This is a genomic window from Mycobacterium sp. M26 (assembly GCF_001494595.1).
Classification (GTDB): domain Bacteria; phylum Actinomycetota; class Actinomycetes; order Mycobacteriales; family Mycobacteriaceae; genus Mycobacterium.
This window is the reverse complement of the sequence record NZ_LN929908.1, coordinates 3,370,650-3,385,823: the sequence shown is the minus strand read 5'-3', so window position 1 is coordinate 3,385,823 and position 15,174 is coordinate 3,370,650. Positions and strand designations below refer to the sequence as shown.

At 68.4% G+C, this 15,174-nt stretch carries 12 protein-coding genes; 6 read left to right on the top strand and 6 right to left on the bottom strand.

Translation table 11 applies throughout. The features are described 5' to 3' along the window. Positions 1 to 190 precede the first annotated feature (190 nt). From BN3385_RS25510 to BN3385_RS25505, 3 genes are all read right to left on the bottom strand, one after another. On the bottom strand, positions 191 to 1,162 hold the full coding sequence (locus BN3385_RS25510) for an esterase family protein (RefSeq protein ID WP_059021122.1): 972 nt from the start codon (positions 1,160 to 1,162) through the stop codon (positions 191 to 193). Positions 1,163 to 1,288: 126 nt separating this feature from the next. Beyond that, positions 1,289 to 1,426, bottom strand: a complete 138-nt coding sequence (locus BN3385_RS27885) for a CstA-like transporter-associated (seleno)protein (protein ID WP_502688093.1) — start codon at positions 1,424 to 1,426, stop codon at positions 1,289 to 1,291. Beyond that, the gene (locus BN3385_RS25505) at positions 1,426 to 3,717 is read right to left on the bottom strand and encodes a carbon starvation CstA family protein (RefSeq protein WP_059021120.1); all 2,292 of its coding nucleotides are present in this window, start codon (positions 3,715 to 3,717) and stop codon (positions 1,426 to 1,428) included. The genes BN3385_RS27885 and BN3385_RS25505 overlap by 1 nt, the downstream gene beginning before the upstream one ends. 132 nt (positions 3,718 to 3,849) lie before the next feature. Between BN3385_RS25505 and BN3385_RS25500 the strand changes: the two genes are divergently transcribed. Continuing rightward, positions 3,850 to 5,124, top strand: a complete 1,275-nt coding sequence (locus BN3385_RS25500) for an ATP-binding protein (protein ID WP_059021118.1) — start codon at positions 3,850 to 3,852, stop codon at positions 5,122 to 5,124. Here the strand turns inward: BN3385_RS25500 and BN3385_RS25495 are convergent. Both BN3385_RS25495 and BN3385_RS25490 read right to left on the bottom strand, forming a co-directional pair. Further along, positions 5,121 to 6,656, bottom strand: coding sequence for an ATP-dependent DNA ligase (locus BN3385_RS25495; protein ID WP_059021116.1), 1,536 nt, complete (start codon positions 6,654 to 6,656; stop codon positions 5,121 to 5,123). The two genes, BN3385_RS25500 and BN3385_RS25495, sit on opposite strands and share 4 nt — an antisense overlap. Before the next feature lie 88 nt (positions 6,657 to 6,744). After that, complete coding sequence (locus tag BN3385_RS25490) at positions 6,745 to 8,286, bottom strand: molybdopterin-dependent oxidoreductase (RefSeq protein WP_059021115.1); 1,542 nt, start codon at positions 8,284 to 8,286, stop codon at positions 6,745 to 6,747. Positions 8,287 to 8,417: 131 nt separating this feature from the next. On the opposite strand from BN3385_RS25490, the gene BN3385_RS25485 reads away from it, so the two are divergent. The 3 genes from BN3385_RS25485 (at position 8,418) to BN3385_RS25475 (ending at position 12,854) form a co-directional block, all read left to right on the top strand. Further along, positions 8,418 to 9,185 (top strand): SDR family NAD(P)-dependent oxidoreductase, encoded by a 768-nt coding sequence (locus BN3385_RS25485; protein ID WP_059021113.1) that lies wholly within the window; start codon positions 8,418 to 8,420, stop codon positions 9,183 to 9,185. Positions 9,186 to 9,263: 78 nt separating this feature from the next. Beyond that, on the top strand, positions 9,264 to 11,423 hold the full coding sequence (locus BN3385_RS25480) for an acyl-CoA dehydrogenase family protein (RefSeq protein ID WP_059021111.1): 2,160 nt from the start codon (positions 9,264 to 9,266) through the stop codon (positions 11,421 to 11,423). Positions 11,424 to 11,510: 87 nt separating this feature from the next. After that, on the top strand, positions 11,511 to 12,854 hold the full coding sequence (locus tag BN3385_RS25475) for a neutral zinc metallopeptidase (protein WP_059021109.1): 1,344 nt from the start codon (positions 11,511 to 11,513) through the stop codon (positions 12,852 to 12,854). On the opposite strand, the gene BN3385_RS25470 is transcribed toward BN3385_RS25475, so the two are convergent. Continuing rightward, positions 12,851 to 13,525 carry a winged helix-turn-helix transcriptional regulator gene (locus BN3385_RS25470; protein ID WP_059021107.1) on the bottom strand — a complete coding sequence of 225 codons (675 nt, stop codon included), beginning with the start codon at positions 13,523 to 13,525 and terminating at the stop codon, positions 12,851 to 12,853. The two genes, BN3385_RS25475 and BN3385_RS25470, sit on opposite strands and share 4 nt — an antisense overlap. Before the next feature lie 155 nt (positions 13,526 to 13,680). Here BN3385_RS25470 and BN3385_RS25465 point away from each other — a divergent pair, with 155 nt between their 5' ends. Then, complete coding sequence (locus BN3385_RS25465; RefSeq protein WP_059021104.1) at positions 13,681 to 14,496, top strand: class I SAM-dependent methyltransferase; 816 nt, start codon at positions 13,681 to 13,683, stop codon at positions 14,494 to 14,496. 224 nt (positions 14,497 to 14,720) lie between these two features. Then, positions 14,721 to 15,116 carry a hypothetical protein gene (locus tag BN3385_RS25460; RefSeq protein ID WP_156432881.1) on the top strand — a complete coding sequence of 132 codons (396 nt, stop codon included), beginning with the start codon at positions 14,721 to 14,723 and terminating at the stop codon, positions 15,114 to 15,116. Positions 15,117 to 15,174: the final 58 nt, after the last annotated feature.

The following is a 15,174-nucleotide window of genomic DNA, read 5'->3' as shown; positions in this document are numbered from 1 at the left end:
CCGCGCAATCGGGTTTGGGTGCGCGCTGCGGCGGGAATGGTCACAAGTGCCGTGGGGTGCGGATAGACGTGACACGGAGAGGCCCGGTCCCTGAACAAGGGACCGGGCCTTTCGCATACCCGGGCCGAGTGGCCACCTGTGCACGCTCGGAGGGCGAAAAGCGTGCGCTAAGTGGCCACTCGGCGCGACCTCAGGCCGCGGGTGCGGCGCCCAGCACCCGCTGGATGTCGGGCTTCATCGCCTGCAGCTGCCCGCCCCAGTAGCCCCAGCTGTGGGTGCCGTTGGGCGGGAAGTTGAAGACGCCGTTGCTGCCGCCGGCCGCCTGGTAGCGACGCTGGAACTCCTGGTTGGTCCGGATCGTCAGGCCCTCCAGTAGCTGCGCGGGAATCTGCGCGTTGCCCAGCCCGGCGTCCAGATCGGTCGGGTTGCCGTTGCCGCTGTAGACCCAGATCCGGGTGCCGTTGCCGACGAGTTGACCGATGTGCAGCATCGGGTCGTTGCGCTGCCAGGCCCCGCCGCCGTAGGCGCCCCACATGTCGAGGGCGTTGAAGCCGCCGGCATCGGCCATGGCCACCGAGACCAGGATCGGCCATGGGCTGGCCGACAGGTTCAAGAAGCCCGACAGTGACGAGGCATAGACGAACTGCCCGGGGTGATAGGCCGCCAGGATCAGTGCCGCGCTGCCCGACATGGACAGCCCGACCACTGCGTTGCCGCTGGGACTGACGCCCTTGTTGGCCGACAGCCAAGCGGGAAGCTCGGAGGTCAGGAACGTCTCCCACTTGTAGGTCTGGGTGGTGCCGTTGCCGACCGCCGGTCGATACCAGTCGGTGTAGAAGCTGGACATGCCGCCCACCGGCATCACCACCGACAGGCCGGAGTCGTTGAACCAGGAGAACGCCCCGGTGTTGATGTCCCAGCCGCTGCGGTCGTCCTGGGCGCGCAGGCCGTCGAGCAGATACACCGCCTTGGGCCCGCCGCCCTGGAACTGGACGGTGATGTTGCGGCCCATCGACGGTGACGGGACGCTGAGGAACTCGACCTCGGCGGCCCGGGCCGTCGGCGGTGGTGCGGTCACGATGCCCAGCACCAGTAGTGCGATGGCGGCCGCGATGGCGGCCCGAATGATCCCCCGGCTGCGTGCGGTCAGAAATGAACTCATGAAGTGTCCTGCTTTGCGGTCGTCGTCCCCGACCTACTGGCCTATCGGGGGTGACCGGCCATGAGTTACGCCCGCGACACTTTTTCGGGTGCCGTCGTCACACCTGCCACAACTGTCACGCAGGCGCTAACAGCAGCGTGGGGTCGGACTGGTATCGGTGGCATGGTGGCGCATGCGCCAGTACTCGGCTTCGCTGATGACCGGTTCGCCCGGATGGGTGCGGCGGCGGTGCTCGACGTAGCGCTGGTAGTGGCTATCGCCCATCAATGCGCCGATATACCAACGGATTTGGCGTGCGGCGCTGGTAGCGCGTCCCATTGCTTGGCCACCTCCTTCTCGGCTGCGGTGGCAATCAGGCTGGACGGACCGAAGATCTTGGAGGGCACCGGCGTCTCCTCGGCCAGTGGCCGCCCGCCGCCGCGGATCGCCCGCAGCGACATGACCACGCCGGCGGCGACCACGATGAGCACCACGACCGCGAACACGATCGACAGCGTCCCCTGGATGAAGGTGTTGCGCACGACGTCGTGCAGCTGGTCGGCGTTCTTGGCCGAGCCGAATGACGTCTTGCCGGCCTCCTGGGCGGCGCGGTACTGGAAGTGCTGGGTCCAGTAGCCGAGCTTCGGATCGCCGGAGAAGATCTTCTGCCACGACGCGGTCAGTGTGACGGTCAGATCCCACAGCAGCGGAATGCCGGGAATCCACGCCCACTTCAGCAGACCCTTCTTGATCACGACGACGGTGACGACCGTCAGCGCGATCGCGGCCAGCAGCTGGTTGGCGATACCGAACAGCGGGAACAGCGTGTTGATGCCGCCGAGCGGATCGGTGACGCCCATCAGCAGGATCGAACCCCAGCCGGCGACCACGAGGATGCTGCACGCCCAAGCCCCGACTCGCCAGCTGGGATTGCGCAGTTTGGTCAGCGGTCCGCCGAGGTTGGCCAGACCGTCGGAAAGCATGAAGCGGGCCACCCGGGTTCCGGCATCGACGGTGGTGAGGATGAACAGCGCCTCGAACATGATCGCGAAGTGGTACCAGAACGCCTTGAGTGCGGTCCCGCCGAAGACCTGGCTGAGGACCTCCGACATCCCGAACGCCAGGGTGGGGGCACCGCCGGTGCGCGAGACGATCGATTCCTCACCCACGCTCTCGGCGGCCGCGGTGATCTCGGCCGGTGTGATCGGCGCCCCGGACAGGCCAAGGCCGTTGACGTACTTGGCCGCGGTCTCGGCGGTGGTGCCCGTCGCCGCCGACGGCGCATTGATCGCAAAGTACAAGTGCTGGTTGAGAATCGAGGCGGTGATCAACGCCATGATCGCGACGAAGGACTCGGTGAGCATGCCGCCGTAGCCGATCAGCCGCATCTGGCTTTCCTTCTCCAGCAGCTTGGGTGTGGTGCCCGAGGAGATCAGCGAATGGAAACCCGACAGCGCACCACAGGCGATGGTGATGAACAGGAACGGGAATAGCGAACCGGCGAACACCGGGCCGGTGCCGGACTCGGCGAACTTCGAGATCGCCGGTGCCTCCATCACCGGTCGGGCCAACAGGATTCCGACGGCCAGCAGGGCGATCGTGCCGACCTTCATGAACGTCGACAGATAGTCGCGGGGGGCCAGCAGGAACCACACCGGCAGCACCGAGGCGGCCAAGCCGTAGACGATGATGCACCACGACAGCGTCACCTTCGACAGCGTGAACCACTCTGTGCCCCAGTCGGTTCCGGCTACCCAGCCGCCTGCCACCACGGCCAGCAGCAACAGCACGACACCGATCAGGGACACCTCGGAGACCCGGCCGGGTCGGAAGAAGCGCAGATACAGGCCCATGAAGATGGCGATCGGGATGGTCATCGCGATGGAGAACACGCCCCAGGGGCTTTCGGCCAGCGCGTTGACCACGACCAGGGCCAGCACCGCCAGCAGGATCGTCATGATCACCAGCACGCCGATGATGGCCGCCGCGCCGCCGACCGCCCCGAGTTCGTCGCGGGCCATCTGGCCCAGCGAGCGCCCGCGGCGCCGACTCGAGATCGACAGCACCAGATAGTCCTGGACGCACCCGGCGAACACCGCGCCGATGATGATCCAGATGGTGCCCGGCAGATAGCCCATCTGGGTGGCCAGCACCGGACCGACCAGAGGGCCTGCGCCAGCGATCGCGGCGAAGTGGTGACCGAACAGCACCCGGCGGTCGGTGGGCATGTAATCGGTGCCGTTCTCGAGGATCTCCGCGGGGGTGGCGTGCTCGTCACGCGGGCGGACGATCTTCATCTCGATGAGGCGGGCGTAGAACCGGTAGCCGATGACGTAGGTGCAGATCGCCGCGACGACGAACCACACCGCGTTGACCGTCTCCCCGCGGAAGAACGCGATCACCGCCCAGGCGATCGCGCCCAGGACTGCGATGGCCCCGAAGATCAGCTTGTGCCGGGTGGTGATCGGGGACCGGTCGATGATCGCGACCGGAGGCAGATCGGCCTCGGTGCGGATGTAGGTGACGTCGCCCTTGGTCTCCTCGATGTACTCCGACGGCGCAGTCGGTGAAGCCACGGTGTTCTCCCTTGGTGAGGCTGCAATGTCCGGCAGTGCGGTGATCTTTTCACCCGGGCACCCCACCCGGTTGGGGGATGCCCAAAAGCGCTGGATCCGTAACCCTCTGGGAAACCCTTGAGGAGGTCTGCGATGCCGCCGTGGCGCCTACGTGATTACCACGACGAGGACCTGGATCAGGCGATCCAGGTGTGGGACCAGAGCCGTACCCCGGGCTCGGGTGAGCCGGTGTTCACCGTGGCCGAGGTGATGGCCGCCGCGCGCACCGGTCAGCCGGCCGTCGTCGCCGAGGTCGGCGACGAGGTGGTGGGTATGGCGGTGGCCCAAACCCAGGGTGAGCGGGCCTGGATCCAGCTGATCGCGTTGAGTTCGCGGTGGCGGCATCGAGGCATCGGCAGCGCCCTGCTCGCCGACCTCGAGCGGCGACTGCGGGCCCAGGGGGTGCGGCGGATCTGTGCGGTGATGCCCGAAGGTGCCACCGGCGCGGCGGCTTTGGAGAACTCCGGCTACGCCCGCCGCGACGGGTTGGTGTACTTCGAAATGATCGAGCACCTGGGGCTGGATCAGGCCAACCTGCTCGACGAACTCGGCGGCCAGCTGTTACCGCCCGGCCTGCTCGGCGAGATGGCCGGCATGGAGCAGGAGAAGCAGATCATCGAGCGCCGCATCGTCGACCCGCTCGCGCACCCCGACGTCGCCGAACGCTACGGCGTGCAGCCGCCGAAGGCAGTCATCCTGTTCGGCCCGCCGGGTACCGGCAAGACCAGCTTCGCCAAGGCGATCTCGTCGCGGCTGGGCTGGCCATTCGTCGAGCTGTTCCCGTCGCGGCTGGCCAGCGGCAGCGGTGGACTGGCGGCCTCGCTGCGGGAAGCCTTCGCCGAATTGGCCGAACTCGACGAACTGGTGTTGTTCATCGACGAGGTCGAGGAGATCGCGACCGCGCGCTCCGGGGCCTCGACGGCCGAACTGGGTGTCACCAACGAACTGCTGAAGCTGATTCCGGCGTTCCGGCAGAAGGACAGCAGGCTGCTGGTGTGCGCCACCAACGCCGTGCACTCGCTGGACTCGGCCTTCCTGCGGCCGGGCCGGTTCGACTACGTCATCCCGGTCGGGCCGCCGGATCAGCCAGCTCGCCGCGCGGTGTGGCAGCGTTACCTCGGCAAGGCGTGTGTCTATGTCGATGTCGACCGGCTGGTCGACGCCTCGGAGTTCTTCACCCCTGCCGATATCGAATTCGCGGCACGCAAGGGATCCCAGGCTGCGTTCGAACGCGAAATGCGGGACAGCCGGGGCGAACCCGCCAGCACCGAGGACTATCTCAATGCGATCGGCGAGATCCGGCCGACGCTGACCGCGGAGATGCTGGCTGAATTCGAGCACGGCAAGGCCGAATTCGCCCGCGTCTAGGAGCTGCGCTCGTAGAACGCACGCACCGTGTCGATCGTGTCGGCCTCGGCCGGGCCCTTGTCGTCGCGGTAGCGCAGCACCCGCGCGAAGCGCAGCGCCATCCCGCCGGGATAGCGGCTGGATCCCTGCACGCCGTCGAAGGCGATCTCGACGACCTGTTCGGGGCGCACCGGCACCACGTAGTGGTCCAGCGGCCCGGTCGCCAGCTCGGTGAACCGGGCGGTCTGCCAGTCCAGCATCGCGTCGGTCATGCCTTTGAAGGTCTTGCCCAGCATCACGAATCCGCCGGCCGGATCGCGCGCGCCGAGGTGGATGTTGGACAGCTTGCCGGTGCGCCGGCCCGACCCCCATTCGACGGCCAGCACCACCAGGTCCAGGGTGTGCACCGGCTTGACCTTCAGCCAGCCCGCCCCACGGCGGCCCGCCTCGTACGGGCTGGCCGGTGACTTGGCCATCACCCCCTCATGCCCGGCGGCCAGTGTGCGGTCCAGAAACTGTTGCGCTGCAGCGGGATCAGTGGTAACCAGCCGGTCGACGCGCTGGCCTTCGGGAACGATCGCGTCCAATGCGGCGACCCGGCGGTGGGCGGGCTCATCGAGGAGGTCGACGCCGTCGAGGTGCAGGATGTCGAAGAAGAACACCGAAAGCGGTTGGGCCGCTTGTGCTGTCGCAATGTCCACGCTCTTGCCGAACCGGGAGGCGGTGACCTGGAAGCGGTGCGGGCGGTTGTCCGGCCGCAGGGCGATGGCTTCGCCGTCGGCGATCAGGTCGGTCACGGCAAGCGCGCGGGTGGCCTCGACCACCTCGGGCAGCCGGGCGGTGACGTCGTCGAGGCTACGGGTGTACACCGTCACGTCATCGCCGCTGCGGTGGATCTGGACCCGGGCGCCGTCGAGTTTGGCCTCGAAAACCGCTTCGCCGCCGAGGCGTTCGAGCGCGTCGGCCACCCCCGTCGCGGTCTGCGCCAGCATCGGCCCGACCGGCCTGCCGACCCGCAGGGTGAACTCGTCGAGCGCCGGCACACCGCCGGTGAGCGCGGCTGCCGCGACCGCAGGCAGATCCCCGCCGAGCATGGCGGCCCGGCGCACCACGGCCGCGGGCAGGCCACCCGCCTTGGCCACCGCGTCGGCCATCACCCCGGCCAGCGCACCCTGGCGCAGTTCGCCGGACAGCAGCCGGCGCAGAAACACCTGCTCGTCGGCGGTGGCAGCACTGAACAGTGCGCCGAGCAGGGCGCCGCGCCGGGCTTGGGACCCCTTGCCGGCGACCGCGCCGATCTCGCTGAACGCGGCGTCCACCGCGTCCACTGTCAGTGACGCCGTGTCGGCCGGTTCGGGCAGCGAGCGCAGCGCCGCCCAGCCGACTCCGATCTGGCGCTGCGGCAGCTCGCCGGACAGCCAGGACACCACGATGGCGATCAAGCGGGCGTCCGTCGTCGCGGTCAGCAGTTCCGCGATCCGGGCCACCTTGGCCAGCCGCGACGACGTCGCCGACACCTCGGCCGAGGCCGCCGCCACATCGCCGAGCATCATCCCTCCCAATCTCGGTGCTCGCCCAAACCGACAAACCGCCGCGGAAAGGCGAGAAGATCCCGCCATTTCGTCGATCTCGGCGCAGGACTCAGGTCACTTCGAAGGTCACCGCATGCCAGCCGGTGGCGCCGTCGGGCGCCGGCAGCGCCTGATCCTGGGTCTGCACCGCGCCGGTGTTGTCGGTGGCGCGCACCGTGATGGTGTGCACACCGCTCTGGGTGGCCGTCCACGGGAAACTCCACAGCCGCCAGGTGTCGTTGGAGTACGACGCCCCGAGCCGGGCGAACTGCCACTCGCCGTCGTCGATGCGTACCTGCACGGACTTGACGCCGCGGTCCTGCGCCCAGGCCACCCCGCCGAAGGTGACCGGGCCCTTACCCACCTTCTGCCCGTCGCGCGGGACGTCGATGCGCGACTCGGTCTTGATCGGCGCACGCTCCGACCAGCCGAGCTTGGTCCAATACGCCTGCACCCGATCGAAGCGGGTCAGTTCCAGATCCGTCACCCACTTGGTGGCCGAGACGAATCCATACAGCCCGGGGACGACGAGCCGGGCCGGGTAGCCGTGCTCGACGGGTAGCGGCACGCCGTTCATGCCGATCGCCAGCAGGGAATCTCGGCCGTCGGTCAGCGCCTCGACCGGGGTGCCGGCGGTGAACCCGTCGACCGATGTCGACAGCACCATGTCGGTGTCCGGGTGTATTCCGATGTCGGCCAACAGGTCCCGCACCCGGTACCCGGTCCAGGTGGCGTTGGAGATCAGGTCACCGCCGACCGGGTTCGACACGCACGTCAGCGTCACGACCTTCTCGACCGGCTCGAACTTCTGCAGATCCTCGAAGGTGTAGGTGATCTCGCGGTCCACCATGCCGTGAATGCGCAGCCGCCAGTCGGCCCGCGACACCTGCGGCACGCTCAACGCGGTGTCGATGCGGTAGAAGTCGGCGTTGCTGGTGATGAAGCTCGGCAGCTGGACGCCGGTGGGCTGCACGTCGGCGGGGATCGGCGGGGCCGGGGACTTCACTTGCGGCAGCGCGAAACTGTCCCGGTCGCCGGACACCGATCGCAGGCCGCGGCTGATCACCGCTCCGGCCACGCCGCTGAGTAGGCCGAGTCCGGCGAATCCGAGCGTCACCAGCGACAGCCGGCGCCCCGGGTCGACGCCGGCGGCTACCGTCGACGCGGTCGCCTTGCCCTCGGTGATTCGCCCGGAGGTCAGCCAGCGCAACACGGCGATCCCCGCCGCGGCGCCGACCAGAGTCGGGATGATGTCGGCGGGCTGGGCACCGGGCCGGGCCAGGACCGCCGCGCTGCCGGCCACCGCGCCGGCCAGGATCGCCAGCGTCCCCGTCGGAATCCGGGACCGCTCCCAGATCGCGGTGACGGCGGCCAGTGCGGCGATCACGACGATCACCATCACCGACAGGAACAGCTTGTCGGCCGTGCCGAAGGTCTGGATCGCCCATTCCTTGACCGGTCCGGGGGTCAGGTTGATGACGGCGGTGCCGACCGCGGTGCGGGCGTCGGCCGCTGGTGAGAAGAGCACCGCCAACAACTGCGCCACGCCGACGGCCACCGCTGCAGCGGCGATGCCGGCACCCATCCGCAGACCGATGCTGGTTCGGGCCATGAATCCAACCTACCGCCGGGGTGGTGACCCACGTCATTACCGACCCATGACGAGCGGTAACGTGCCTACCGATCTGGAACTGAAAGTCGCACGGTAAGGGCCGCGGCGGCGTCGACAACAGGAGGAATGGGATGGAGATCTCGGGCAAGAAGGTGATCGTCGTGGGCGGCGCCTCGGGCTTCGGGCGGGCAAGTGCGGAGTTGCTGGCCTCGCGCGGTGCCAGTGTGGCGATCCTCGACCGCGAGGGCACCGACGGTCCCGAGGTTGCGGCTGCGGTCGGCGGCCCGTTCTTCGCTGTCGACGTCACCGACTTCGCCGGGACCGAGAAGGTGCTGGCCGATGCCGTCGAGGCTCTCGGTGGTCTGCACGTCATCCTGACCACCGCCGGTGGCGGCGTCGCGGAGAAGACGTTCGGCAAGAACGGCCCGCACGCCCTGGAGACCTTCCGCAGCACCATCGACCTCAACCTGATCGCCAGCTTCAACATCAGCCGGCTGGCCGCCGCCCACATGGCCACCAACGAGCCCGAGGACGAGGAGACCGGCGAGCGGGGCGTCATCATCAACACTGCCTCGATCGCCGCGTTCGAGGGGCAGATCGGCCAGGTCGCCTACACCGCGGCCAAGGCCGGTATCGCCGGGATGTGCCTGACCATGGCCCGCGACCTGGGGCCGGTCGGTATCCGTGCCCTGGCCATTGCGCCGAGCCTGTTCGCCACCGGGCTGACCAAGGGTATTCCCGACGAGTTCGCCAAGGCACTGACCAAGGACGCCGCCTTCCCCAAGCGGCTGGGCAAGCCCGAGGAGTTCGCCAAGCTGGTCTCGGCGATCGTCGAGAACCCGATGCTCAACGGGCAGTGCATCCGGCTGGACGCGGGACAGCGTTTCGCGCCCAAGTGAGAACGGCCTTTCGTCGGTCGGGTATCCCGGCTGTGGTAAGGCATTAGTAGTACCGGCAGCAGCCTCGAGAGGACACCGATGGGTATCGCACTGACTGACGACCACCGCGAACTCGGCGAGGTCGCCCGTTCGTTCCTGACCGCGCAGAAGGCCCGCTGGGCCGCACGCGAGCTGCTGGATGCCGACGACGAAGCGCGCCCGGCGTTCTGGGCCGAGCTGGCCGAACTCGGCTGGCTCGGCCTGCACGTCGACGAGCAGTACGGCGGCTCGGGCTATGGACTGCCCGAGCTCGTCGTCGTCGTCGACGAACTCGGCCGCGCCGTGGCACCGGGACCCTTCGTGCCCACGGTGGTCGCCTCGGCGCTGATCGCCGGCGTCGGCTCCGACGACCAGAAGGCCCGCCTGCTGCCGGGATTGATCGACGGATCCGTCACGGCCGCAGTCGGTTTGGGCGGCTCGGTCACCCTCTCCGGTGACACGGCCAGCGGTGACGCGGGCGTGGTCCTGGGTGCCGGACTGGCTGATCTGCTGGTGCTGGTCGCTGGTGACGACGTCGTGGTCGTCGAGCGCGCTGCCAGTGGGGTGTCGGTCGAGGTGCCCGGAAACCTCGACCGCGCCCGGCGGTCGGGCCGGGTGACGCTGACCGGCGCACCCGTGGTCGCGGTCCTGGCCGGCGCGCGGTCTGCCGCGGTGGCCTACGCGCGGACGTTGTTCGCCGCCGAGGCGGCCGGTGGCGCGTCGGATTGTGTGGACACCGCCGTCGAATACGCCAAGGTGCGTGAGCAGTTCGGCCGCACCATCGCGACCTTCCAGGCGGTCAAGCACCACTGCGCCAACATGGTGGTGGCGTCCGAGTCGGCGATCGCGGTCGTGTGGGATGCCGCTCGCGCAGCGGGGGACGACGCCAAGCAGTTCGAACTGCTCGCCGCCGCGGCGGCGACGCTGGCGTTCCCCGCTTATGTTCGCAACGCCGAGTTGAACATTCAGGTGCACGGCGGTATCGGATTCACCTGGGAGCACGACGCGCATCTGCACCTGCGCCGGGCGCTGACGCTGCAGGCATTGCTGGGCGGGGACGGCCCCGCCACTGATGTGTTTAACCTGACCGCCGCCGGAGTGGGCCGCGCCAACAGCCTGGAACTGCCTGCCGATGCCGACGTCCTGCGCGAGCAGATCCGTTCGGATGCAGCCGAACTGGCCAAGCTGGAGGGCAAGGCTCAGCTCGACGAGCTGATCGCCACCGGTTATGTCCAGCCGCACTGGCCCAAGCCGTGGGGCCGCGCCGCCGGTGCCATCGAGCAGGTGCTCATCGAGGAGGAGTTCGCCGCCGCCGGCGTCAAGCGCCCCGACTACGGCATCACCGGCTGGGTGATCCTGACCCTGGTCCAGCACGGAACCCCCTCGCAGATCGAGCGATTCGTCGAGAAGGCGCTGCGCAAGGACGAGATCTGGTGCCAGCTGTTCTCCGAGCCGTCCGCCGGCTCGGATGCCGCCGCGGTCAAGACCCGTGCCACCCGCGTCGACGGCGGCTGGAAGATCAACGGGCAGAAGGTGTGGACCAGCGGGGCGCATTACTGCAAGCGCGGGCTGGCCACGGTGCGCACCGATTTCGATGCGCCCAAGCATCAGGGCATCACCATGGTCATCCTCGATATGGAGGCACCGGGTGTGGAGGTCCGTCCGCTGCGGCAGATCACCGGCGGCTCGGAGTTCAACGAGGTGTTCTTCAATGACGTCTTCGTCCCCGACGAGGATGTTGTTGGCGAGCCCAACGCGGGGTGGACGGTGGCGCGGGCCACGCTGGGTAACGAGCGGGTCAGCATCGGCGGCGGCGGTGGGGATATCGCACCCGCCTCGGCGTGGCTGCTGGATCTGGCCAAGCGCAACGGCGACCGGGTGGTCGGTGCGGTGCAGCGGGTGGGTCGCTTCCTGTCCGAGGACCACGCGCTGCGCCTGCTCAACCTGCGCCGGGTGGTGCGCAGCATCGAAGGCGCCGGCCCCGGGCCGGAGGGCAATATCACCAAGCTCAAGCTGGCCGATCAGTTCCAGGAGCAGGGCCTGATTGCGGTCAGCCTGGTGGGGCCGGACCTGGCGCTGGAAGGTGGCGAAGCCGAATTGGCGGCCCGCGCGACGATGGGCGCGCGCGGCATGGCCATCGCTGGCGGCACCTCGGAGATCGCCCGCAACCAGATCGCCGAGCGCATCCTCGGGATGCCGCGTGACCCGCTGATCAAGTAGCGCGACAGCAACGTCTCGGTACACGTCGATCACCCGGGTTTCGGCATATCCCGGGTGATTGGCGTCGATTCTGGCTAATCTTCGCGCATGCGCGCGCGTGTACTGCCCCTCGCCGCGGCGGCCCTGCTGGTGGCCAGTTGCGGAGGACCGAAACCCGTGGTGCCCACCCCGGCATCGCCAGCACCGCAGTCCAGTGACATCACCATCCACGGTGACGCCTCGACCCCGGTGAACAAGATCGCCGTTGCGGCGATCGAAGACCTGCAGAAGTACTGGGCCGACGAGTATCCCAAGCTCTACAAGGGCGACTACGAACCGGTGAAAGGTGGCTTCTACGCGGTCATCCCGTCGTCCGGTGATCTGCCGCCGTGCGCGTCGGATGCCAGCGATATCGCGGGCAACGCGTTCTACTGCTCGACCAAAGACGTGGTGGCCTGGGATTCCGAGGACCTGCTGCCCCAATTGCAGGCCAAGTTCGGCGATTTCGTCATCCCCATCGTGCTGGCCCATGAGTGGGGGCATGCGGTGCAGGGCCGGTCGAACTTCACCGCACGCACGGTCACCAAGGAACTGCAGGCCGACTGCTTCGCCGGCGGCTGGGCTAAACACGCTCAGGACACCGGGGTGTTCAAGGTCAACGCCGCCGAACTGGACACCGCGCTGGCCGGCATCTTGGAACTGCGCGATTCGCCGGGCACCAGCAAGATCGACCCTTCGGCGCACGGCAGTGGTTTCGACCGGGTGGGCGCCTTCCAGGACGGCTACGACAACGGGCCGCAAGCCTGCAAGGCCTACCGCGATGACAACCCGGTGGTGGTGGAACTGCCGTTCAACGACGAAGAGGACCTGGCCAGCGGCGGCGACGCGCCGTATGACTCGATCATCAACGGGGTGCCCTACGACTTGGAGGATTACTGGTCCCAGGTGTACCCGGAGTTGACCGACGGCCAGCAGTGGGTTCCGGTCAAGGGTCTGGAGCCGTTCGACCCCGCCGATCCGCCGCTGTGCGGGGGTAACTCCACCAAGGACTATGCGCTGTTCTACTGCGTGCCCGACGATTACATCGGCTGGGACAACGTCGACGCGATGCCCGAGGTGTACCGCCAGGGTGGTGACTTCGCGGTGGCCACCCTGCTGGCCACCCAGTACGCCCTGGCTGCGATGACCCGGGCCAACGACCAGTCCGACGACAAGACGCAGTCGTTGCGGGGGGATTGCTTCGCTGGGGCCTACACCGCCAGTGTGGTGCTCGGAAACCGCTCGGAGACAAGTAGTTTCCGCATCTCACCCGGTGACCTCGACGAGGCGATCACCGCGCTGCTGGTGTTCCGCGGCGACGGCGACGTGCAACGGCAGGGAGCCGGTTTCGAACGCATCCGGCACTACCGCGACGGCGTCATCAACGGCGCCCAGTCCTGCCTCAAGGACTAGGCCGGACGCGGAATCGCCGCCAGGGTCGACTGCCCGATCCAGCGCGGCACCGCTTTTCGGGCCTCGCCGGAACCGGTGATGGTGGCACTGCCATCCAGCAGCGCCCGCGACCATGATTCGTCGCCGCGCCAGATCCTGGTCAGCGTCCGCAGATTCGTCTCGACGGTGGCGGTGGTCTGGTAACCGGGGTCGAAGTCGCACACGTCGACCTCGCCCTCGGAGACCACCAGCCACCAGTGGGCGGCCTTCGGTGTGACGCCGTCGAACCGGAAGGCCACCGTGGTCCGCGCCCGTGGCCAGCTCTCGATCGGGATGGTCCGCTGGATATCCCACATCAGCAGGTGCGGATCCAGATCGTCGTCACCGAGATTGCCGATCCAGCGCACACCCCAGGCGCCCAGGGCCTCGACCACATCGGACAGTTCCCGCCCGCTTTCGGTCAGCGAGTACGACGTGCGGCCGTCGACCTCGGTGCGCTCGACCAGACCCGCCCGGGTCAGTGATTTCAGCCGCTTGGACAGCAGGGCCGGCGACATCTTCGGTACCCCGCGGCGCAGATCGTTGAAATGAGTGCTGCCCTTGAGCAATTCGCGGACCACCAGAAGGGTCCACCGCTCGTCGAGGAGTTCCATCGCCTTGGCGACGGGGCAGAACTGGCCATAACCCGACATGGCCGCCCCCTTTCGTGGATGTCTTCCAGTAGACGTCACCGGCGGTGCGGCTGGCTAGTACAGATCCTGTACCGGCACCGGTTCAGATCCGGCACTGGAACCGCTACACCGGCGCGGCGCAGCATGACTGCAGCACGTCAGGAAGGGAGAACATCATGAGTGCACCAACCGTCGACCGCGATCTGGAAGCCCGGCACCGGGCGTTGTGGGCGTTGGGTGACTACCGCACGGTGGCCACCGATCTCGTCGTACCACTGGGTGCCGAGCTGGTGGCTGCCGCCGGAATCGGGCCCGGCCAACGGGTGCTCGACGTCGCCGCCGGCACCGGTAACGCGGCTTTTGCCGCCGCCGCGACCGGAGCCCACGTGATCGCCAGTGACCTGTGCCCCGACCTCCTGGCCCACGGCCGCGCACTGGCTGCCCAGCAGGGGGCGGACGTCGAGTTCCTGGAGGCCAACGCCGAGGCACTGCCGTTCGCCGACGCCGAATTCGACAGTGTCATCTCCTGTATCGGGGTGATGTTCGCCCCGCACCATCAGCAGGCTGCCGACGAACTGGTCCGGGTGTGTCGGCCAGGCGGGCGGATCACGGTGCTCAGCTGGACACCGCAGGGGTTCATCGGTCAGATGTTCGCCACCCTCAAGCCCTATGTGGCGCCACCGCCGCCCGGAGTGCAGCCCGCACCGCTGTGGGGTGACGAAGGACATGTGCAGGCCCTGTTCGGCGACCGCGTCGACATCGAGAGTTCCCGTGGCGCACTACGCGTCGACGCCTTCGCCGACGGTGCCGCATTCCGGGACTACTTCAAGGCGAAGTACGGCCCGATCGTGGCGGCCTACCGCGCGATCGCCGACGACCCCGACCGGGTGGCCGCCCTCGATGCTGACCTGGCCGCGCTCGGGCAGACGGCACTGGCCGGGACGTCGGTGATGCAGTGGGAGTACCTGATCGTCAACGGCGTTCGCCGCTGAGGCCTAACGGTCGGGGAACAACCTCGGGAACAGGTCCCGTAGTCGTTCGCGCACACCGGGTTTCGGCTCCGGCTGACCCGGGCGTGCCGGCGGCGGTGGAGCCAGCGTGGATGCTGTGGCGGTCACACTCGAGAAGTCCGGCGGGGGCAGGGGAGCGGCGGACGGTACCGACGACGGGGCCGGGAGCGGCGCAGTGGCGGTGGGGGTGGCCGACGCCGTTGTCGGTGCCGGCGCCGGGGGCATCTCCCGGGGCGGTGGTGGTGGCCGACGGCGTTGTCGGTGCCGGCGCCGGGGGCATCTCCCGGGCCGGGTGCGAGGTCCGGTTGGCCATGGTGATCACCGCGGCTACCAAAGCCGCGAGGGCGACGATGCCCGCCGCCGCCAGCAGCACCGAGGTCCACCGCCGTTGCGGGCTGAAGTCGGGCAACTCCGTCTCGGAAACGGCCGCCGCCGACCACGGCCGGTCAGCGTCGAGGGCTTCGATCCCGGCGGCCGCCGCGCTGATGTCATGGCCGGTGCCGATGTACAACGGCCGGGTGGTCGCCGTGGTCGGTGTGTCGGGGGAAGTGGTGGTCGAAATGGTGCTCTGCCTCCGCGGTATCGGTCCCGGCCGATCCTAGTGAATCCGGTCGGGCTGCTCACCCCGCACATTGAGTGAACAAATTTTAAATGTTGTCT